Annotated in this window: 19 protein-coding genes; 12 read left to right on the top strand and 7 right to left on the bottom strand. The window is 71.0% G+C overall.

What is annotated here, in order from left to right:
* Positions 1-102 precede the first annotated feature (102 nt).
* Positions 103-1,743, top strand: coding sequence for a lysine--tRNA ligase (gene lysS / locus OV090_RS24055; RefSeq protein WP_267706643.1), 1,641 nt, complete (start codon positions 103-105; stop codon positions 1,741-1,743).
* A 56-nt stretch (positions 1,744-1,799) separates the two neighbouring features.
* Here lysS and OV090_RS24050 read toward each other — a convergent pair whose 3' ends face one another.
* On the bottom strand, positions 1,800-2,921 hold the full coding sequence (locus OV090_RS24050) for a UDP-N-acetylglucosamine pyrophosphorylase (RefSeq protein WP_267706642.1): 1,122 nt from the start codon (positions 2,919-2,921) through the stop codon (positions 1,800-1,802).
* A 55-nt stretch (positions 2,922-2,976) separates the two neighbouring features.
* Here OV090_RS24050 and OV090_RS24045 point away from each other — a divergent pair, with 55 nt between their 5' ends.
* From OV090_RS24045 to OV090_RS24030, 4 genes are read left to right on the top strand one after another with little or no spacing between them, the layout of a single operon-like run.
* Positions 2,977-3,612, top strand: a complete 636-nt coding sequence (locus tag OV090_RS24045) for a hypothetical protein (RefSeq protein WP_267706641.1) — start codon at positions 2,977-2,979, stop codon at positions 3,610-3,612.
* A 47-nt stretch (positions 3,613-3,659) separates the two neighbouring features.
* Positions 3,660-4,175, top strand: a complete 516-nt coding sequence (greB, locus tag OV090_RS24040; RefSeq protein WP_267706640.1) for a transcription elongation factor GreB — start codon at positions 3,660-3,662, stop codon at positions 4,173-4,175.
* A 19-nt stretch (positions 4,176-4,194) separates the two neighbouring features.
* Entirely contained in the window at positions 4,195-5,016 is an 822-nt protein-coding gene (locus OV090_RS24035; protein ID WP_267706639.1) for an NAD(P)-dependent oxidoreductase, read from the top strand.
* 13 nt (positions 5,017-5,029) lie between these two features.
* The gene (locus OV090_RS24030) at positions 5,030-6,421 is read left to right on the top strand and encodes a sodium:solute symporter family protein (RefSeq protein ID WP_267706638.1); all 1,392 of its coding nucleotides are present in this window, start codon (positions 5,030-5,032) and stop codon (positions 6,419-6,421) included.
* Positions 6,422-6,566: 145 nt separating this feature from the next.
* On the opposite strand, the gene OV090_RS24025 is transcribed toward OV090_RS24030, so the two are convergent.
* Positions 6,567-7,067 carry an OmpA family protein gene (locus OV090_RS24025; RefSeq protein WP_267706637.1) on the bottom strand — a complete coding sequence of 167 codons (501 nt, stop codon included), beginning with the start codon at positions 7,065-7,067 and terminating at the stop codon, positions 6,567-6,569.
* A 307-nt stretch (positions 7,068-7,374) separates the two neighbouring features.
* On the opposite strand from OV090_RS24025, the gene OV090_RS24020 reads away from it, so the two are divergent.
* Entirely contained in the window at positions 7,375-8,154 is a 780-nt protein-coding gene (locus OV090_RS24020; RefSeq protein WP_267706636.1) for a GNAT family N-acetyltransferase, read from the top strand.
* Between the two features lie 289 nt (positions 8,155-8,443).
* Here the strand turns inward: OV090_RS24020 and OV090_RS24015 are convergent, their stop codons facing one another.
* The gene (locus tag OV090_RS24015; RefSeq protein WP_267706635.1) at positions 8,444-9,232 is read right to left on the bottom strand and encodes a hypothetical protein; all 789 of its coding nucleotides are present in this window, start codon (positions 9,230-9,232) and stop codon (positions 8,444-8,446) included.
* 190 nt (positions 9,233-9,422) lie between these two features.
* On the opposite strand from OV090_RS24015, the gene OV090_RS24010 reads away from it, so the two are divergent.
* The 3 genes from OV090_RS24010 to OV090_RS24000 all read left to right on the top strand — a co-directional run bounded on the left by OV090_RS24010 (position 9,423) and on the right by OV090_RS24000 (position 11,652).
* Positions 9,423-10,160, top strand: a complete 738-nt coding sequence (locus OV090_RS24010; protein ID WP_267706633.1) for a hypothetical protein — start codon at positions 9,423-9,425, stop codon at positions 10,158-10,160.
* A gap of 39 nt (positions 10,161-10,199) precedes the next feature.
* A complete protein-coding gene (locus OV090_RS24005) occupies positions 10,200-10,664 on the top strand; it encodes a hypothetical protein (RefSeq protein ID WP_267706631.1) in 465 nt (154 codons plus the stop codon).
* Positions 10,665-11,058: 394 nt separating this feature from the next.
* On the top strand, positions 11,059-11,652 hold the full coding sequence (locus tag OV090_RS24000; RefSeq protein WP_267706629.1) for a hypothetical protein: 594 nt from the start codon (positions 11,059-11,061) through the stop codon (positions 11,650-11,652).
* A gap of 43 nt (positions 11,653-11,695) precedes the next feature.
* On the opposite strand, the gene OV090_RS23995 is transcribed toward OV090_RS24000, so the two are convergent.
* The 3 genes from OV090_RS23995 to OV090_RS23985 form a co-directional block, all read right to left on the bottom strand.
* Positions 11,696-12,151 (bottom strand): hypothetical protein, encoded by a 456-nt coding sequence (locus OV090_RS23995; RefSeq protein WP_267706627.1) that lies wholly within the window; start codon positions 12,149-12,151, stop codon positions 11,696-11,698.
* Between the two features lie 236 nt (positions 12,152-12,387).
* Entirely contained in the window at positions 12,388-13,707 is a 1,320-nt protein-coding gene (locus tag OV090_RS23990; protein ID WP_267706624.1) for a radical SAM protein, read from the bottom strand.
* A gap of 12 nt (positions 13,708-13,719) precedes the next feature.
* Positions 13,720-14,664 carry a class I SAM-dependent methyltransferase gene (locus OV090_RS23985; protein ID WP_267706621.1) on the bottom strand — a complete coding sequence of 315 codons (945 nt, stop codon included), beginning with the start codon at positions 14,662-14,664 and terminating at the stop codon, positions 13,720-13,722.
* A 241-nt stretch (positions 14,665-14,905) separates the two neighbouring features.
* Here OV090_RS23985 and OV090_RS23980 point away from each other — a divergent pair, with 241 nt between their 5' ends.
* Positions 14,906-15,223, top strand: a complete 318-nt coding sequence (locus OV090_RS23980; RefSeq protein ID WP_267706619.1) for a hypothetical protein — start codon at positions 14,906-14,908, stop codon at positions 15,221-15,223.
* 49 nt (positions 15,224-15,272) lie between these two features.
* On the opposite strand, the gene OV090_RS23975 is transcribed toward OV090_RS23980, so the two are convergent.
* Complete coding sequence (locus OV090_RS23975) at positions 15,273-16,319, bottom strand: hypothetical protein (RefSeq protein WP_267706617.1); 1,047 nt, start codon at positions 16,317-16,319, stop codon at positions 15,273-15,275.
* Between the two features lie 281 nt (positions 16,320-16,600).
* On the opposite strand from OV090_RS23975, the gene OV090_RS23970 reads away from it, so the two are divergent.
* Complete coding sequence (locus tag OV090_RS23970) at positions 16,601-18,505, top strand: acyl-CoA dehydrogenase family protein (RefSeq protein ID WP_267706616.1); 1,905 nt, start codon at positions 16,601-16,603, stop codon at positions 18,503-18,505.
* 215 nt (positions 18,506-18,720) lie between these two features.
* Positions 18,721-20,511: an IgGFc-binding protein gene (locus OV090_RS23965; RefSeq protein ID WP_267706614.1), complete on the top strand. Its 1,791-nt coding sequence runs from the start codon at positions 18,721-18,723 to the stop codon at positions 20,509-20,511.
* Positions 20,512-20,538: the final 27 nt, after the last annotated feature.

The following is a 20,538-nucleotide window of genomic DNA, read 5'->3' as shown; positions in this document are numbered from 1 at the left end:
TTATTAAAACCATGTCCTCGCGCCGCGCCGCCGCAAAGTCACCAGCGGTCGTGAGCGCGGGGCTTCTCGCGGCGTCGCGCATCTGCGACAACACTTCCCGCCATGGATCCCGCAGCGGGTCACGATCCGTACCTCAATCACTGGGCCGACGCGGCCGCCGCCAAGACCCTCGCCGCGCACTCTGACGCCAAGGTCGTCACCGTCGCCGCCGGCATCACCCCGTCGGGCGTCGTGCACGTCGGCAACTTCCGCGAGGTCATCACAGTCGACCTCGTCGCCCGCGCCCTGCGCGACCGCGGCGCCGACGTGCGCTTCATCTACTCGTGGGACGACTTCGACGTCCTGCGCAAGGTCCCGGCCGACATGCCGCAGCGCGACATGTTGACCGAGAACCTGCGCCGCAGCATCAGCGCAGTGCCCGACCCCTACGGTGAGCACGACAGCTACGCCGGGCACAACATCGCCGCCTTCGAGAAGAGCCTCGCGCCGCTCGGCATCCGCCCCGAGTTCATCCGTCAGTCGCAGCGCTACCGCGCCGGCGCCTACGCCGACGGCATCCGCCTCGCGCTCAAGCACGCCGCCGACATCCGCGCCGTCCTCAACAGCGTCCGCGACAAGACCACCGCCAACACCCGCCTCGAGGACAACTGGCTGCCGCTGTCCGGCTTCTGCGACAACTGCGGCCGCGACACCCTCACCTTCGCCGTCGAGGGCGAGTGGACCGTCCACTACGACTGCAGCGCGTGCAAGCACGCCGCCGACGTCGACCTGCGCCAGGGCGGCAACCTCAAGCTCCCGTGGCGCATCGACTGGCCGATGCGCTGGGCTCACGAGCGCGTCTGCTTCGAGCCCGGCGGCAAGGACCACAGCACCGCCGGCGGCAGCTTCGACACCGCCAAGGACATCGTCCGCGTCGTCTACGGCTGGCAGGCCCCCGAGTACGTCGGCTACGACTTCGTGCGGATCAAGGGCCGCGCCGGCAAGATCTCGAGCTCCAAGGGCGACGTCGTCACCGTCTCCGACTGCCTCGAGATCTACGAGCCCGAGGTGCTGCGCTGGCTGTTCGTCTCGTTCCGCCCCAACACCGAGTTCCAGATCAGCTTCGACCTCGACGTCATCACCCTCTACGAGAACTTCGACCGCACGCGGCGGATCGCCTACGGCGTCGAGCCGGCCAAGGACGCCCAGGCGCGCCTGGTCGCCCAGCGCACCATGCAGCTGGCCAGCGTCGACCACCGGCGGATCGCCGAGGGCGACGTCATGCCGTTCGTGCCCGGCTTCCGCCACCTCAGCATGACGCTGCAGATCTTCGAGGGCGACCTCGACAAGACCGTGGCCTACTACGAAGAGGCCGGCCAGATCGTCGGCGACGAGTCGCGCCGCCTGACCCGGCAGCGCGCCCGCTGCGTGTGGAACTGGATCGCCGAGTGGGGCCCCGACGAGTTCCGTTACAAGCTCCGCCGCGAGCCCAAGCAGCGCGAGCTGTCCGCCGACGAGGCCACCTGCCTCGCCCGCCTCGTCGCCCCGCTCCGCGGCCGCGAGGAGATCCGCGAGGACGAGCTCGTCCCGACCATGAAGGCGCTGTGCGAGGGCACCAGCCTCGACAACAAGACCTTCCTCCCGGTCGTCTACGACCTCCTCATCGGCCGCGACAAGGGCCCCAAGCTCACCACCCTGATCACCGCGATCGGCCCCGCCCGCGCCCTCTCGCTGCTGGCGCCGAGCCTGCCCGCAGGGACATGAGCCCAAGGACATGGTCCGAAGGACATGCTCCGAAGGACCTGCCCGCTGGCTCGGCTCTAAAGTTCCCCGGCCTCGATCACCGAAGCCTCGACCGCGCGCAGCCACTCCACGCAGCGCGACACGTCCTGCGCCGCGAGCCCGCGGACCCACTCGACGTGGTCGACGTACGGCTCCTCCGCCGCGATCGCCAGCGGGCACGCCAGCTCCGGCGCCGGCAGCATCGGCATCGCCACCCCGCGCTCCTTTAAAAAGGCCGCGAGCCGCTTCTCGCGCTCGGCGACGCACAGCGTCAGCGTCTCGATCGCCGCCGTCATCACCGCGCGCACATCGTCCCGCGAGCCCGGCACCCGAGCCAGCCGCACTTGCCGGTACCAGGCCAGTAGCGCGTGCAGCTGGGCGATGTAGCGGACCTGCCGGCGCGCCCGAGGTTCGGCCGCGTCGAGGTGCTCGGGCGAGTACGCGATGTCGACCGCGCGCGGCGGCTGCACCACCAACCTGTCCTCCGGGACATCCTTGCGCACCACCTGCCCCGCGCCCGTCACCGCGCCGAAGCCGACCTCGCGCGGCCCGACCATCCCGCCGGCGCCGCCGAGGAAGATCCGCCGGGAGCGCAGCAGCACCCCGTGGGGCACGTCACCGACCAGCGACGCGGTCGCCTTGTCCCCGCGCGCCCCCCACGGCGTGAAGTTGAAGTGAATGAAGCCGCTGCCGACCTCGGAGTGGTCCTCGCGCGACGTCCCGCCGGCCAGCAGCACGTCGCAGAAGTTGATCAGCGACCCCAAAGTCCCGAAGCACAGCACGATCGTGTGCTTGAGCCCGACCGCGTGGGCCGTGCTGGCCTCCTCTTCGAGCAGCGTCCCCTCGCGCAGGTGCGCCGCCGACCCGGCCGAGGCCCCGCGCAGCAGCACCGCGCCGGACGCGTAGCCGCCGTCGATGCGCGCGCGTTCGCCGAGCACGCAGTCGACCGCGACCACCGGGCCTTCGCGCCCGAGCTCGGCGCCCGGGCCGAGAAAAGTGCGCGCGCCCTGCAGCCGCGTCCCCGGGTGGAGCACGACCCCTGCGTGGATCCGCTCGACGCGCACCTCCGGCCCCACGTAGGTCTGGCGGGGATCGATGATCTGCACCCCACGCCCCGCGAGCGCCGAAAGCCGCGCCTCGATCGCTGCGACGTCCGTCATGGCCGCGCTTTCTACCACGCGCCGGGAGCGCAAGATCGGGTACGCTTTCGAGGCGATGAACGCGGGACCTGGCCTTTCGGAACAGGAGCTGCGCGAGGCGGCAGCGGAGGCGGGGATCTCGCCGGAGGAGCTCCGCCGGGCGCTGGTCGAGCGCAACGGCCCACAGGCCACCGGCAAGGCCCTGGTGCGGCGCAGCGAGGGCGCCGAGCTGGCCCAGTACAGCGCCGAGACCCGGCTCGACGTCCCGCCGGAGCAGGCGCTCGACGTCGTGCGGCGCGCCTTCGCCAAGCAGGTCGGTCACACCGGCCATCGCCAGGGCCCGAGCCGCGCCGACATCGTCGATGACAGCGCCGGTGTGGTCTACAAGATCCACGCCGACGGCGACGGCCAGGGCGGCGCCCTCGTCAAGGTCGACGTCGACGCCGGCGCCGGCCGCAGCAACCTCGCCCTCGGCGGCTTCATCCTCGGCGGCTTCTCGCTCGGCATCACCGCCTTCGGAGCGCTGCTCGCCCCGCTGATCATGTGGGCCGGCATCACTCTCGGCGTCGTCGGAGCCGCCGCCCTCTTCCTCGCCGCCGCCCGCCTGAGCCAGGGCCGCAAGCGGGCCGAGCTGATCGTCGCCCAGGCCCTCGTCGAGGCCGAGGAGGCGCCGGCGCTTTCGGGCCCTCCGCGCGCGCTCCGCCCGGGCTAGACGATCGGGGTTGACCTCGGGCCGCCCGCGCGGCCATCGTCAGGCCCATGGCGAACGACGCGCCCGAGGGCGAGCGCCCCAAGGCGCCGCATTACATCACCGCCGACGGCATGAAGAAGCTGCGCGACGAGCTCGACCACCTGTGGAGGGTCGAGCGGCCGCGAGTGACGAGCGAGGTCTCGGCCGCGGCTGCTCTTGGGGACAGGTCGGAGAACGCCGAGTACATCTACGGCAAGCGCCGGCTGCGGGAGATCGATCGCCGCCTCGAGTTCCTGGCCAAGCGGATCGAGTCGCTGACCGTGTTTCATCCGCCGGTGCGCCCGCCCGAGAAGGTCAACTTCGGCGTGTGGGTCACGCTCGAGGACGAGGACGGCAACGTCGTCCACTACCAGCTCGTCGGCCCCGACGAGTTCGACGTCGACGCCGGCAAGATCAGCGTCGCCTCGCCGGTCGCGCGGGCCCTCCTCGGCAAGGAGGTCGACGACGAGGCCACCGTCCAGCGCCCGCGCGGCAGCGTCACCTTCACGATCACCGCCATCTCCTACCAGCCGCCCCGGCCCTGAACCCCGCACGCGAGAACCCATGAGCACCCTGCAAGGCAAGACCCTCTTCATCACCGGTGCCAGCCGCGGCATCGGCCTCGCCATCGGCGTCCGCGCCGCTCGTGACGGCGCCAACGTCGTCATCGCCGCCAAGACCGCCGACCCGCACCCCAAGCTGGAAGGCACGATCTACACCGCCGCCGCCGCGATCGAGGAGGCCGGCGGCAAGGCCTTGCCGCTCGTGTGCGACATCCGCAGCGACGAGCAGGTGTATTCGTCGGTCGAGCGCGCGGTCAAGCACTTCGGCGGCATCGACATCCTCGTCAACAACGCCAGCGCGATCAGCCTCACCGGCACGCTCGACACGCCGATGAAGCGCTACGATCTGATGCACCAGATCAACACGCGCGGCACCTTCCTGTGCTCGCAGGCCTGCATCCCGCACCTCAAGCAGGCCGAAAACCCGCACATCTTGAACCTCGGCCCGCCGCTGTCGATGAAGGCGCAGTGGTTCAAGCCGCACGTCGCCTACACCATGGCCAAGTACGGCATGAGCATGTGCGTCCTCGGCATGGCCGCCGAGTTCGAGGAGGACGGCATCGCCGTCAACTCCCTGTGGCCGCGCACCACCATCGCCACCGCCGCCGTCAACATGCTCGGCGGCGACATGATGATGTCCGTCAGCCGCAAGCCCGACATCATGGCCGACGCGGCCTACCACATCCTCACCCGGCCGAGCCGCGCCTGCACCGGCAACTTCTTCGTCGACGAGGACCTCCTGCGCAGCGCCGGCGTCACCGACCTCGAGCAGTACTCCGTAGTCCCCGGCGCCGAGCTGGCCCCCGACTTCTTCGTCGACTGAGCCCGCGCGTGCATTGCTGATCGCCGGCGTCATCGCCTACGTCCTCGCCCAGCTCGCGCTCGGCCTGTGGATGGCCCGGCGCGTGCGCAGCCAGGAGGACTTCCTGCTGGCGGGGCGCAACATCGGCTACGTCCTCGCCACCTTCACGATCTTCGCCACCTGGTTCGGCGCCGAGACCTGCATCGGCGCCGCCGGCCAGATCGCCGAGCACGGCCTCGGCGGCGGCTCGGCCGACCCGTTCGGCTACGCCGTGTGTTTGTTGCTCATGGGCGTCCTCTTCGCGGCCGCGCTGTGGCGCCGCGGGATCGCCACGATCGCCGACCTCATGCGCCAGCGCTACTCGCCCGCGGTCGAGCGGGTCACCGCGCTGCTCGTCGCGCCCACCTCGTTCCTGTGGGCGGGGGCCCAGATCCGCGCTTTCGGCCAGGTCCTCGCGGCCAGCACCGGCATGAACATCGAGGTCGCCATCGCCCTCGCCGCCGGCACCGTCGTCGCCTACGCCTCGGCCGGCGGCTTGATGGCCGGCGTCGTCACCGACCTCGTGCAGGGCATCGCCCTCGTCATCGGCCTCGGCCTGCTCGGCTGGGCCGTCGTCGACGCGGCCGGCGGCCTCGGCCCCGCGCTCGCCAGCGTCGCCCCCGAGCGCCTGTCCTTCGGGTCATCTTCGACCTCGCTGCTCGAGACCTTCGACGCCTGGGCCATCCCGATCTTCGGCTCGCTCGCCGCCCAGGAGCTGATCGTCCGCGTCCTCGCCTGTCGCTCGCCGACGATCGCCCGCCGCAGCACCTTGCTCGGCGGCGGCCTCTACCTGCTGATCGGCCTGATCCCCGTGCTCGTCGGCCTCGTCGGCGTCGGCCTCGTCGGCCCGCTCGACCACCCCGAGCAGATCCTCCCCGCGGTCGCCTCGCGCTTGCTCGGCCCCGTCGCCTACGTCCTGTTCATCGGCGCCCTGATCTCCGCGATCCTCTCGACCGTCGACGGCGCCCTCCTGGCCGTCTCCTCCGTGGTCGCTCGCAACCTCGTCGAGCCGATGCGCCCCGGCATGAGCGACCGCCAGCGCCTGCAGGTCTCGCGCCTGTGCACCCTCGTGTTCGGCGTCCTCGCCTACCTGGTCGGCCGCGCCGCCGACGGCGTCCACGACCTCGTCGAGGACGCCTCGGGCTTCACCGGCGGCGGCCTCGTCGTCGTCTTCACCTTCGCCCTGTGGAGCCGCTTCGGCGGCCCGAAGAGCGCCCTCGCGGCCCTGTTCGTCGGCCTCGTGCTGTGGCTGCTCGGCCGCTACCTCGGCCTCACCCCCGCCCCCTTCCTCACCTCGATGGCCGCCTCTCTGGTCGTCTACATCGCCGTCGCCCTGCTCGAGCGCCGCGGCGAAGTCCGGCGACATGTTTCATCGGACATGTCCTGAAGGCCATCGTTTTTCGTTCTGCCCTTCCGGACAGCCTGGATGGCCGCTGCCGCCCCAGTCGAGCGCCGCGAGGCCCGTCGACCCGTCCCAAAGGTCTCGGCCTTCGCGCCACGTGTCCCTTCGGACAGCATCACGGACCGCCGGCTCACTCCCTCAGCAGCTTCACCTCGAGCCGCTGCGGCCCGTCGCACGGCGCCTCGCAGCAGTACGACTCGTCCATCCCGGCGCCGCGTGCCACCAACCGCTCGCGCGCCACACCGAGGCGCACCAGCTCGTCCACCACCGCCTCGGCTCGCCGCTGCGTCAGGTCGTACGCCCGCTGCGCGCTCCGCATCCCTCTGCTGTGGGCCGAGATCTCGACCTTGACGTCGGAGTGCTTCGCCAGCAAGTCCGCATAGACGCCGAGCGCTCGCCGCGTCTTCGGCCGCAGCGTCGCGCCGCTGCCGACGAAGCACGGCTCGGCGAGCAGCACGCTGACGTCGACCAGCTCGGTGGGCACGAGGTCGTCGCACCCGTCGCCGTCCTGAAAGCCGTTGTGGTTCTCGGCCTCCGCGGGGCACAGGTCGTCAGCATCCGCGATCCCGTCGCCGTCCGCGTCGCTCGACCCGCCGTCACGGACCTCCGGACATTTCTCGACCTCGTTCACAAGCCCGCTCCGCAGCGCCGAGTGTGTCGAGCTCGGGTCCGTCCTCGCCGCTCGTTTCGCCGCGGGCGGCTCAGATGGGCCACGGGCAGCGAGTTCAGTGCCATGTCCCGACTCGGAGCCTTCGGCGTCCTCGTGCTCCTCCGCCCCGCACGCGAACAGCGTCATCACCACCCACGGCAGCGATGCCTTCAGCCCTTCCATCACCCCTGGCAACGCGCGCCCACGGCCCAAACTTCCTCCCGGGGCAGCACCGACAGCAGGCGCGGCACAATCGCCTGGGGCGACCGTCTTGGTCTACGCTGCGCGCATGCTCGCCGGCTTCACCCGCGACGAACTCCTGCACGAAGCGCTGGTCTCTCCGCGCCAGGCCCGGGGCGCCTACGCCGACACCCAGGTCTACGAGCGCCCCGACTGGTTTCAGCTCCTCACCCCTTCCTTCCGCCAGGGCGGCTTCAATGAGGTCGCGTTCGCCCGCCTCGGCGACGACGAAGTCGAGTCGGTCATCGACGCCACCCTCGCCCAGTACGCCGCGCACGGCCTGCGCTTCCGCTGGACCGTCACTCCCGACTGTCGTCCGCTCGACCTCGCCGAGCGGCTCGCGCGTCGCGGCCTCCGCAGCGAGCGCGTCGTCGTCCTGGCCGCCGCGATCGATTCCCTGCAGATCCCCGAGGCCGACGGCGTCACCGTCGAGCGCGTCGGCCCCGACACCGTCGAGCTCCACGCCGAGGTCACCGCGCGCGGCTGGAACGTCGACCCTGCCCCGCTCCTCGCCTATCAGCGCTCCGTCCTCGCCGACCCGACCGACGATCGCAACCACTTCTTCCTCGCCCGCCGCGACGGCGAGCCGATCGGCATCGGCAACTACGCCGCCCTCCCGCGCTCGGCCTTCCTCATCGGCGCGGTCGTGCTCGAGGATCACCGCTCGCGCGGCGCCTACCGCTCGCTCCTGGCCGCTCGCGTCCGCCACGCCGCCGCCCGCGGCCTGAAGCTCGTCACCACCCACGCCCGCGCCACCACCTCCGCCCCCATCCTCACCCGCCTCGGCTTCGTCCCCGTCGTCGAGCTGCCGGTGTTTTTCAACCGCTGAATTTCAATCAATGGATCTCAGGACATGCTCGAAAGAGCATGTCCCGAGAATTTCAAGATCGCGCCGCTCCGCCGCCCCCGCCCCGCCGTCGCCTCCGCGCCGCTCCTTCCCTGCCTGGGCGCGTCCCCGTCGTCGAGCTGCGGTGTTTCAACCGCGGAGCTTCGTCCGCGCCGAGCAGGTCTCGCAGGCCCCGCCCGACATCAAGACGCCGCCGTGAGCGTCGACGCCGCGAGAGCATCCTGGGACATGCCTGAAAGAGCATGTCCTGAAGCACTCATGACTCGAGGGCTCAGCCGAGCCGTCGCCGCAGGAACAGCGCCGCCCCGAGCGCCGCCCCGCCGACCACGCTAGCGATCGTCCGGCGTTGCCGGCGGCGCTCGTCGTCGCGGATCGCCTCGCGGGTCTCTTCGAGCTGGCGGCGCGTGGCCGCGTGCGCGGCTGTCTCTTCGGCCAGGGCCCGCTTGGCCGCAGCCGCCCGCTCGCCCAGCAGCGCCAGCTCCTTCGCCTGCGACTCGCAGCGCGACTGCGCCTCGAGCAGCACAGTCTGATCGGCCGTCAGCTTCAGGCGCAACTCGTTCGCCTCTGCCCCCGCGCGCTCGACCTGCGCTTGCAGGGCCGCCAGCTCCTGCCCCGCTTTCGCGCGTCCGCTCTCGAGCGAGTCCGTCCGCTCGCGAGTCGCCCGATGATTGGTGCGTTCCGCCTCCAGCTGGCGGCGCGCCTCGTCCAGCTCGTGCTGCGCCTTGTCGGCGCGCTCGCGCTGGCGGTTCGTCTCGCGGCGTGCGTCGGCCAGCTCCGTCTGCACGGTCGCCACCCGGCTCTCGATCAGGTCGTGGGCCCCTCGGGTCTGCGCGTGCGCTTGCGACTCTGCGTCGAGCCTGCGGCGCGCCTCCGCCAGGTCGCCGCGCAGCGAGCCGCGCTCGAGGTCCCACGCGTGGTGCTGCGATCGTTCCCGCTCGAGCGTCTCGCGCATCGCCTGCAGCTCGGCGCTCAGCTCTGCCAGACGTCGCTCGGCGTCGGCGAGGGCTGCGTCGGCGGAGTGGACCTGATCATCGCTCGGGGCGGACTCGGGCTTCGGCATGGCATCCGCATTATGCACCGTTCGCCCCCGCAGCTCCTTCTCGTCCCGCTCTCTGCCTCCGCGCGCCGTCGCGCCACGCCTGCGAACGCGGCTCCTCGCGCCTCGCAGCGCGCGCCCGCCGTCGCGCGCCCGCTCGAGTCAGCGGACTCGACCGTCGCGAGCTGCTTGCTGGATCTCTTACGATGAGCCCATGCGCATCCTCTACCCTTCGCTTCTCCTCGGCCTCGCCGCCTGCCAGATCATCGGCGACCCCAAGGACCCCGGCAACGACAGCGCCAGCGACTCCACCACCGTCGAGCCCGACACTACCTCGACCACCACCGCCACCACCACCGAGAGCACGGGCACCAGCGAAGGCAGCCTCAGCGAGGCGCTCCCGACCACCGCCGCCACCACCGAAGGCCTCGCCTGCGACGGCCTCGACGAGCTCACCTGCGGCTCCACCACCGGCTGTCGCCCGATCCTCGGCACCCCGTTCGAGTTCCCCGGCTGCAGTCCGCTGCCCGCCTACCTCGGGTGCATCGTCCAGACCGACTGCGGCGCGACGCCCACGATCGCCTGTCGTCCCGACAGCCTCGAGGTCTATCTCCTCGACGACACCTGCATCCCATCCGACCTCGAACCATGCACGACCATGCTCACCCTGTGCGGCGAGGCCTGCCTCGGCCTCGACGAGCAGACGTGCGCCGCGGATCCCAACTGCACCGCCCACTTCGGCGCCCCGCACGTGGAGCAGGACATGATGCTCTGCGCCGACTTCGACGCCCAGCAGTTCCTCGCCTGCGACAAGCTCCAGCCGCCCTGTCCGCCAGCGGTCGTCACCGTCTGTCCGATAGACCAGCCCGACGTCGGCTTCGACGTCGCCTCCGGCTGCGTGCCCCCCGGCTTCGAGTCGTGCATGGACGGCCCCCTCCCCGAGTGCCCGTAAGCTCCCTCTTCGACCGCCGTCTGCGCTAAAGTCGTCGTCGTGGCCTCGAGCTATCGCCTGTTCGCCCTGCTCGCGGAGACCCAGCCTGACGGCGCAGCGCTCGTGCGGCGACTCGCCGACCTGGACGCCGAGTCACTCCTCGGCCTCTCGGCCGACGTCGTCGACGCCGGCGCCGACGTGCGCGAATCGTGGGAGGGGCCGCTCGACACGGACGGTAAGTCTTACTGGTCCGAGGGCTCCACTGAAAATCTCACCGACTGGATCGTCGCCCAGGGCGAGGCCTTCTGGCGCACGGCGGTCGGCGCCACCGACGAGCAGCTGATGGCCATCGCGCCCGAGTACCATCGCGAGCGCGGCGGGGGCAACAGCTCCCGCTGGAACGGTCGCACGCCGAGCCTCCGCGGCCTCCTTTTCAGCGCATACAAGGCCCGCTTCGCCGACGGCGAAAACTACTTCGAAGGCCTCTCTCGCGTGCTCGACGAGCGCTTCAGCGAAGACGACTGAACCCTCGCCGACCGCTGCCGAGTCGGCCCCGCGCTCGGCGGAGGCGCTCCGCCTCCCGTCGCTCTCATATGTCCTCAAGGACATGTCCTTGTAGACACCCACGCGATGCGCGGCCGGGTCCGGCCGGCCAACCACCGGCCGGAGGCATCTCACCGCGCGAGTCCGCCCGGCTCGCCCTCTGCAACACGCGCGCCTCGCTCCGGCCCCGCGCGGGCGCCGAGCGCACTCAGCCGCTGCGAGCGAGCCCATGCCATCGACCTCGCGCCGTCTCGCAAACGCCGCGCTGCGAAGCAGACCTCGCGCGCGCGAGGTCATTCGCCGGCCCTCCTCGGCCCGACCGTCGAGGCTCCGCGCGGGGCTACTCGGCCGCGGCGAACTCGCCTATGCTGCCGCTGTGCAGCTCTGTCCCGCGTGTTCCCGTCACATCCTGGGCGAAGTCGCCACCTGCTGCTTCTGCGGCGCCGCCCTGCGTTCGGCCTCGATGATCCCCGCCCTCGTGCTGGGCGCGATGCTCGGCGTCGGCCTCACCGCCTGCGCCGATCGGCCCGTCGACGAGACAGTCGGCAGCGTCAGCGACAGCGACGGCAGCGACAGCAGCGACGGCACCAGCACCAACGCCACGCAGACCACGCAGGAGCCCGTCACGAGCACCGGCACCGTCAGCGACACCGCCGGCACCACGGGCACCACCAGCGCCTCGACCTCCACCAGCACCGGCAACCCGACGGCCACCGACACCGCCACTGACGGCCCGGTCACGACCACCGTCGACACCGACGGCACCACCACCTTCGACACGACGACCACCACCACCGGTGACACCGAGGGCACCACCACCCTCGACACCGAGGGCACCACCACCCTCGACACCGAGGGCACCACCACGACGAGCACCGGCACCGACACCGACTCGACCACCAACGACACCTTCGACACCCTGCCGCTGCCCTACGGCGCCCCGCCGGCCCAGAACGACGACCTCAACTAGCATCCCGGGACATGTCTCCAAAGACATGTCCCAGGAGCCTCTCTCAGAACTGGATCTGCAGCCCCGCGAGCGACGGCCTGGCTTGATAGCGCCGCAGCGGCCGGCGGTGAATCCGACGGGCGATGGCCACCCCGGAGAAGCCAGCCAGGCCGAGGAACGCCAGCGGCCCGGTGATCATCGCCGGGAGGACGCCCGGATAACCGTCGAGGCAGCAGCGCGGGTCGCGGTTCGCCGTGAAGACGCCGAGGTAGATCAACGAGCCGAGGAACAGCGCCCCGGTGACGCCTGCGATCGCGCCGGTCACGATCGTCGCCCGCGTGAGTCGCTCGTCGCGTGCGCGCCATTCGGGGAACGCTCGCGGATCGACGATCCCGCTGGTCGCAGCGGGCAGCTCGACGCGGTAGCGCTGCTGCGGCGAGATCGTCGCGCCGCCCGGGGAGAGGTCGGGGCTCGACGCCGGAGATGCGACGACCTCGGCCGGCGCGCCCAGGAGATACATAAGCGCCAAAAGAGTACGCATGTCCTCGACATTACCTCGTTTCGGACGGCCGATGTCCGTCTCCCGTCGCCGGTGGGCGCGAGATGCATGCGACAAATCAGGATGAACGGTGGTTTCTCGGCGCTTCCGGGTCCACGCCCGCCGCGGACACAGGCGCGAGCGAGCGGGCCTCCCTGCTTCGCAGCCGCCGCCGGGCCGCAATCACATGGCCTTCAGGGCATGCCCGAACAGACAGATCACTCGAGCGGTGAGCCCGGCCCGTTCGGCTCGTCGACGCGTGAGCGCCGGGGCTCGTCGATCTGCAGCGGCCCGTGGCGCGCCCGCAGCTCCGGGTCCTTGTGCTCGAGGATCAGCCTGAACAGCCCGTGATCGAACGGCTGACCCGGCGCCGCGCGGACCGGCTCGATGCGCTCGCGCAGCCCCTCGCGGTCGAGCTCGAGCGCCCGGTGGTGGCACATCGGGTTGTTGCCCGGGCGGCCGAGCAGCGGCTCGCTCATCGACGTGCAGCCGCCCATGCACACGGACGCGTAGTAGCAGCTCGCGCACCGGCCCCACAGCTCTGCGCGGGTCCGCTGGCGCATGTACACGATCTCCGGCGCGCGCTCCCATAGCGCCGCGAACCCGTGCTCGCGCCACGACCCGCCCACCCCCTCCTCGCCGAGGCTCGGGCAGCTCTTCACCTCGCCGTGGCTCGACACTGCCGCGCCGGAGATCCCCGCCTGACAGCCGAAGTAGTGCCCGCGCTGGGTCGAGTTGCGGCGCAGGCGATGCTCGAGCGGACCGAAGTAACCGAGGCTGTTGCCCGGGTAGAGGCGGATCCCCAGCGCCTCGCAGCGCCCCAGCAGCCGCTCCACCACCTCGTACGCCGGCAGCATCTGGTACGGCTGCAGCAAGATCTCCGGGTGGTCCGCCGCTGCCCCGTGGGCCATCGTCACCTGCACCTGCCAGCTGTGGATCCCCTCCGCGTGCAGCAGCTCGAGCAGTGGTTCGAGGTCCGGCAGCGTCTTCGCGTTGAGCTGCGTGTTCGCCGAGATCTGCGAGCCCGCCGCCTTCAGGTGGCGCAGCGCCGCGAACGCCCGCTGGAAGCTGTTCGGTCGCCCGCGCAGCGCGTCGTGGCAGGCCGCGAGCCCGTCGATCGACACCGACACGCTCTGCACCCCGGCCTCGACCAGCGCCTCGGCGATCTCGCCGGTCAGGCTGTAGCCGCCGGTGGTCATCGTGCAGCTCATCCCGCGCTCACGGATCGCTCGCACGATCTGCAGCACATCGGGGCGCAGGTACGCCTCGCCGCCGATCAGAGTCACTTCACCGACCCCGGCCGCCGCCAGCTCCTCGACCAGGCGCAGCGCCTCCGCGGTGCTCAGCTCGTCGGGGCGCCGCTTGCCCGAGCGCGGCCCGCAGTGGGCGCAGTGTTGGTCGCACGCGCTCGTGAACTCCCACACCACGATCCGCGGCACCGGGGCCTGTCCGGCCGCCACCGGCAGCGCCCTGCGCGAGCGCGTCGGCGGGGCCAACGCCACGATCGGCAGGCGGCGACGCTCTTCGCGGATCCCCACCGCCTGAGGCTATCACGAACCTCGGACCAGCCGCTCGACGTGGGCCGCGTACGCCAGCTCGAACCCGGCCGCGCGCTCGAGCGCATGGACCGCCTCCGTCAGCATCGCCTCCGGCAGCGGCACCTTCGTGCAGCGGTACGTGCTCGCCGGCAGCATCGACTCCACGAACGGCAGCCCCGGCACGTACACCAGGCGCCCGCCCGGCTTCAGCGAGCGCAGCATCGCCATGTACACCCGCGCGTACGCGAACGCCTCCGGGCCCTGGGCCAGGTGTTGATGCACGAAGTGGAGCGAGAACGCCTGGTGCGACACGATCGTGCCCCAGCGATCCTGTCCGAAGGGGAAGGTCAGCCAGTCGCCGACCAGCGCCACGTCCTCCGGCGCCTCGCGGTCGAGCCCGGTGGCCGCCACTCCCTCGGCCCGGAGCGCGCGCACGAACCCGGCCGATTGCCCGCAGCCGACGTCGAGCACCGGCGCAGTCAGCGGCTCGTCGCCCAGGCCGAGCGCGTCGCGCTGCAGCGTCACCGCGTACTCGCTGCAGACCACGTCGGTCTTGCCGCCGCCAGCGCGGACCAGCGCCGCCACCCGGGCCTGCAGCTCCTGTCCCGTGCGTACTAGCCGTTCGGACATGTCCTTCAGATCAGCTTCACCCGCCAGCACGTCCGCCAGCTCGCTCGCCGCCCGGGCGCACGCCGCAGTCAACGCCGCGCGATCGAGGCGCACGTACTGGTTGCGGCTCCACAGCCACCGGGCCAGCCGCACGCACAGCGCCTCCGCGCAGCCCGGCGTGCGCAGCCAGCCCGCCAGCGTCGCGCGGTGCGCCCGCAGGTGCTCGACCAGCGCCGCGCTCGGCTCCGGCAGCGCGCGCCCTGCCACCAGCTCGGCCAGCGGCACCTCGGCCAGCGCCTGCAGCACCTCCTCGAACAGCGCGGCGAGCCGCAGGACCTCGGGCGTCACGCGCGCGAGCATAGCACTTCGCTCTCCGCGCGACGCCCACCCGGGCAGCCGCGTCGCACCTCATTCGCCCGCGCTCGACCGGGCGACCTCTCGAGTCACACCCGCCTGTGCCCGCCGTTCCTCCTCAAGTCGACACATGCCCGAAAAGACATGTCCATGTAGCCACATACCCATCCGCGAGCCCGGAGCACCCGCTGGCGACCAAGCGACAAACCAACCTATCCTCCGCGGCGAGGCAGGCATGCGCTGGTACCACTACGTCGCGTATTTCTTCGGCGGGGCGTTCCTCGCCAACTTCGTCCCGCACTTCGTCCAGGGCGTCTCGGGCGCGCCGTTCCAGAGCCCCTTCGCCGACCCGCCCGGCGAGGGCCTCTCGTCCTCGACCGTCAACGTCGCCTGGGGCCTCTTCAACCTGCTCGTCGCCTACCTGCTGCTGCTGCGCGTCGGCCAGATCGACCTCCGCCGCGGCTCGCACTTCGCGGCCACCGCGGCCGGCTTCGTCGCCATGTCCGTGATGCTCGCCCGCGTCTTCGGCCGGCTCCACGGCGGCGACCTCTAGCGAGCGTCCCGAGAGACATGTCTATTCAGACATGTCTCTCGATTCATCATCAAAGGTCGACGAGGATCGTCGCCTTCACGCTCGTCTCGCCGCTCGGCGCCACCTTCACCGCCTGATTCGGCACCGACACCCCGTCGCCCGCGTCGGGGAACAGGGTCTCCGCCATGTTGCCGTTGCGGTCGAGCACCACAGTCAGCTTGTAGTCGCCCGGGTGGAGCTGGTCGATCAGCAGCGACGCCGACGTCGACCCCGCCGCGGCCGGGCCCAGCAGCGAGCGGCTGTGCTTGCAAGTGAACTGCAGATCGCACGGCTCGGTCGTCAGGATCGCCCACACCCCGCCCTCCTCTTCCAGCGGCTCGGCCCAGCCGACATCGATCTTTAAACTCGGCATCGCTGGGAACGGCGCGTCGGGGGCGAGCGGCTCGAGGTCGGCGGGGAACGGCTCCGGCAGCGCGCGCGTCTCCTCGCGCAGCGCGTCCCAGTACACGTGCTGCACGCCCTTCACCTTGACGTCGAGGATCAGGTGGTCGTCGCCGTCGAAGCCGAACGTGGCGTCGATGTACTCGCAGCCCTTCGTCGCCGAGCAGAACCGCCAGCTCGAATCGTCGTGCTCCGTCAGCACCGCCCGCGAGTCGCGGAGCAGGCCGAGGAAGTAGCCGCCGTTGCGGTACACCAGCACCGGCCCCGCGCCGTGGTCCTCGACCTCGAAGGCGAAGCGCAGGCTGTTGTTCGCGTCGAGATCCACCCGGCTGAACAGCACCTGCCCCGACGCCGCGCGCACGTCCATGTTCATCAGCGGGAACGTCCCCAGCGGCGTCATCGAGGCCGGCCCGCTCCACAAGCCCGCCAGTCGCTGCATCAGCTCGAGCCCCTCGACGCCCGCCGCGCCCGTCGTGCTCGTCGGCCCCTCCGTGCTCGTCGGCCCCTCCGTGCTCGAGGTGGTGCTCGACGTCGGCGCCCCGCTGGTCGTCGTGCCCGTCGTCGGCGCCTCGGTGGTCGGGGGTTCCGCGGTCGAGCTGGCCGAAGAGACAGTCGTCGCCTCGTCGCCCGGGCAGGCGGCGAGCAAGAGCAAGCATGAAGCCAAAAGAGTCCGCATGAGCGGCCTCTTCTATCACTCCGCGGGCCAGCCCGAACACCGCGGAATCACTTACAGGGATGTCTCATCGAACATGTCCGCGAAGACATGCGTGGTGAAACGCCGCGAGCGCTCTGTGGCAGATCGCCGCGAGCGAGCGGGCGCACACCCTTGTGCCCGCGGGGCCCGCCGCGCCACGCCGCGCAAAGCCCGCAGCAGCGCACGGGGGCCTCTGCAGTGCCCGGCCGCGGGCGCCCGGAGCGCCCGGGGCGAGCCCGCGCAAGTGCGATCAGACTCGCCACATGTCGACTCGCTCCACGAAGACCTTCACTGAAGCCGAGGCGCGTCAGGTCGCCGAGGAGTCCCGCGAGACCGAGTGGAGCGCGCCCTCCTTCCTGCGCGAGCTGTTCCTCGGCAACTTCCGCCTCGACCTCGTCCACCCGTTCCCCGACGCCCCGCCGGAGCGCCCGGCCTTCCGCGCCTTCTACGAGCGGATGCGCCGTTTCCTCGCCAGTGAGGTCGACTCCGACGCCATCGATCGCGACGGCCAGATCCCCAAGCACGTCGTCGATCAGCTCGCCGCCATGGGCGCCTTCGGCATGAAGATCCCCGTCGAGTACGGCGGCCTCGGCTTCACCCAGCGCGAGTACTGCGAGGTCATCAAGCTCATCACCAGCCAGGACGGCAACCTCATCGCCCTCCTGTCGGCGCATCAATCGATCGGCGTGCCACAGCCGGTCAAGCTGTTCGGCACCGACGCCCAGAAGGCCAAGTACCTGCCCCGCTGCGCCCGCGGGGCCGTGTCCGCCTTCGCCCTCACCGAGCGCGACGTCGGCTCCGACCCCGGCAACCTCACCACCACCGCCGAGCGCACCGAGAACGGCGACTACATCCTCAACGGCGAGAAGCTCTGGTGCACCAACGGCACCATCGCCGAGCTCTACGTCGTCATGGCCCGGCACCCCGACACCGGCAAGATCTCCGCCTTCATCGTCGAGCGCGACTGGCCCGGCGTCGAGGTCATCCACCGCTGCCGCTTCATGGGCCTGCGCGCGATCGAGAACGGCGTCATCCGCTTCACCGGCGTCCACGTGCCCAAGGAGAACCTGCTGTGGAAGGAGGGCCGCGGCCTCAAGCTCGCGCTCGTCACCCTCAACACCGGCCGCCTCACCCTGCCGGCCTCGTGCGCGGCCGCCAGCAAGCGCGCCCTCGAGATCTGCCGCCAGTGGGCCAACCACCGCGTGCAGTGGGGCCAGGCGATCGGCAAGCACGACGCGATCGCCCAGCTCCTCACCGACATGGCCGCGACCACCTTCGCCATGGAGGCGCTGTCCGACCTCGCCTCGTCGATGGCCGACCTCGGTGACCGCGACATCCGCCTCGAGGCCGCGGTCGCCAAGATGTGGAACAGCGAGGAGGGCTGGAAGATCGTCGACCGGACCCTGCAGATCCGCGGCGGCCGCGGCTACGAGACCGCCGAGTCGCTCGAGGCCCGCGGCGAGCCGCCGATCCCGGTCGAACGCATGCTGCGCGACTTCCGGATCAACCTGATCTTCGAGGGCTCTTCGGAGATCTTGCGCCTCTTCATCGCCCGCGAAGCACTGGACCGTCACCTCGCGGTGGCGGGCGACCTGGTCGACCCGAAAGTGCCGCTGAAGCAGAAGCTGGCCAAGCTGCCGAAGGTCGGGGCGTTCTACGCCGCGTGGTATCCGACGCGCTGGCTCGGCTGGGGCCACTGGCCGCGCTACGCCCAGTTCGGCTCGCTCGCGCGGCACGTCCGCTGGCTCGAGCGCACCACTCGACGCCTGTCGCGGGCGATCTTCCACCTCATGGTCGGCAAGGGCGCGAGCCTCGAGAAGCGCCAGGCGCTGCTGTTCCGCTGCGTCGACATCGGCGCCGACCTGTTCGCCGCCACCGCTGCAGTCACCCGCGCCGCGGCGCTGCAGCGCACCGGCCTGCCCGAAGGGACAGCCGCGGTCGAGCTCGCCGACATCTTCGCCCGCCAGACGCGGCGCCGCGTCGCGGACCGCTTCCGGGCGATCCGCTCCAACGACGACCGCGCCCGCTACGGCGCCGCCCGCCGCCTGCTCGACGGCGAGTTCAGCGAGCTGCTCGAGAGCGGCCTGGCCGACAGCCCCGCGCTCCGCGAGCTGTCCGACGAGACGATCCGCCTCCATCGCGACGACAGCCGGATCGCCGCCGAGTGAGCCGCGCCCGATCGTCGCCACGCGCAGACGCCCCTGTTTTCGGCGTGCGCCAGCACCGTGAACGGCCCTGCGCGTTCTCGCTCCCGTCAAAACCCATCCGCCCCGCAGCTGCGACGGCCGGCCACCTTCCCCAAAGGACATGTCGCCTCGGCCTCCCTCCGTAACTCACGGATCGGCGGCCAGGGCCTGGCGACCGGGCCTCATACCATGCGCTCATGGTCCGCTCTCTCGCGTGTGTGTCTCTCGTCCTCGCGGCCTGTGGTGACAGCACCGGACAGGTCACCGAAGCGCCGCAGCCCACCAGCGCGACCGCGCCGGAAACGACCACCTCGTCGGGCGATCCGACGAGCGAGGCCACCAGCGACGAGCCGACCACTTCGAGCACCACGAGCGCCACCGGCGACCCGACCACCGATCCGCCGACCACCGATCCGCCGGGCCCGTGTCCCATGGGCCAGATCGTGTGCGACGGCGACGTCGCGCAGGTGTGCGACGGCATGGGCGGCTTCAGCGACGAGACCCAGTGCGCCAGCGCCTGCGCCCCCGGGATCGGCTGCGCCGACTGTGTCCCGGGCACCAAGCAGTGCGACGGCCAGGACGTCCTCGTGTGCAACGCCGAGGGCACCGGCTACGAGGACGGCGGCTACTGCGACCCGCTGCTCGGCCTCAGCTGCGACGGCCAGTGGGGCGGCTGCGTCGGCCCCTGCGCCAAGCTCGGCAGCCTCAGCTACATCGGCTGCGAGTACTACCCCACCGTCACCCAGCAGTACGACATCTTCGACCTCAACAATCCGTTCGCGGTCGCCGTCTCGAACGCCGCCGACGCCACCGCCATGGTGACGATCACCCGCGGCGACGAGCTCATCGCCCAGGTCACCGTGCCCGCCGAGGACGTCAAGGTCATCACCTTGCCGTTCGTCACCGAGCTGATTCAAGGGTCAGGTCCGACCAAGCACGCCAAGAAGGGCGCCTACCGCCTGCGCTCGACCAAGCCGGTCACCGTCTATCAGTTCATGCCGCTCAACGCGGCCCAGTCGAACGACGCCTCGCTGCTCCTCCCCGTCAACACCTGGACCGGCAACTACCTGGTCGCCTCGTGGCAGTACTGGGACGACTACTTGCTGCCCGGCTTTTACTCGGTGGTCGCCAGCCAGGACAACACGATCGTCAAGCTGCAGGGCCCGCCCGGTGGCACCAACACCCAGGCCGGCGGCGGCGTCGACAACCAGGGCAGCGGTATGGCGCTGCTCAACACCGGCGACGTGCTCACCGTCTTCAGCGCCGCCGGCGGCGACCTCACCGGCTCGTTCGTGCGCGCCGACAAGCCCGTGCAGGTGATCGGCGGCCACGAGTGCACACAGGTGCCGATCGGCGTGGTCGCCTGCGATCACCTCGAGGAGTCCCTGTTCCCGCTCGAGACCCTCTCGGGCGAGTACTTCGTCGGCCCGCCGGTCCAGACCCCCAATAACGCGCTCGAGAAGGCGACCTTCGTCCGCATCATCGCCGCCGACGACGACACCAACATCGTCTACACCCCCGACCAGGCCGCCGCGAAGACCATCGCCAAGGCCGGCGAGTTCATCGAGATCCCCACCACCGTCGACCGCTTCAAGGTCGACGCCGACAAGCGCGTCCTCGTCGTCCAGTACATGGTCAGCCAGGAGGCCGGCTACGGCACCAGCGACCCCGCCATGCTGCAGGCCGTCCCCATCCTGCAGTACCGCGACAACTACATCGTCTACGCCAACAAGCTGTGGGTCCAGAACTTCGCCGACATCATCGCCCCCGACGGCGCGAACGTGACGGTCGACGGCGCCATGGTCACCGGCTTCCAGCCCATCGGCGCCGGCTACTCCCTCGCCCACCTCGAGCTGCAAGACACCGCCACCGGCGGCCACAGCATGAGCTCCAACGTCAAGTTCGGCGTCAGCACCTACGGCGTCATGGACTACGGCAGCTACTGGTACCCCGGCGGCCTCGACCTCGCGCTGCTCCCGCCGGAGTGATCGCATGTCCGAGAGAGCATGTCCCTC

Origin of the sequence: Nannocystis sp. RBIL2, from assembly GCF_026626745.1 — a bacterium.
Taxonomy (GTDB): Bacteria; Myxococcota_A; Polyangia; order Nannocystales; family Nannocystaceae; genus Nannocystis.
The sequence above is the reverse complement of the archived record's forward strand: the minus strand, read 5'-3'. Positions and strand labels throughout refer to the sequence as shown.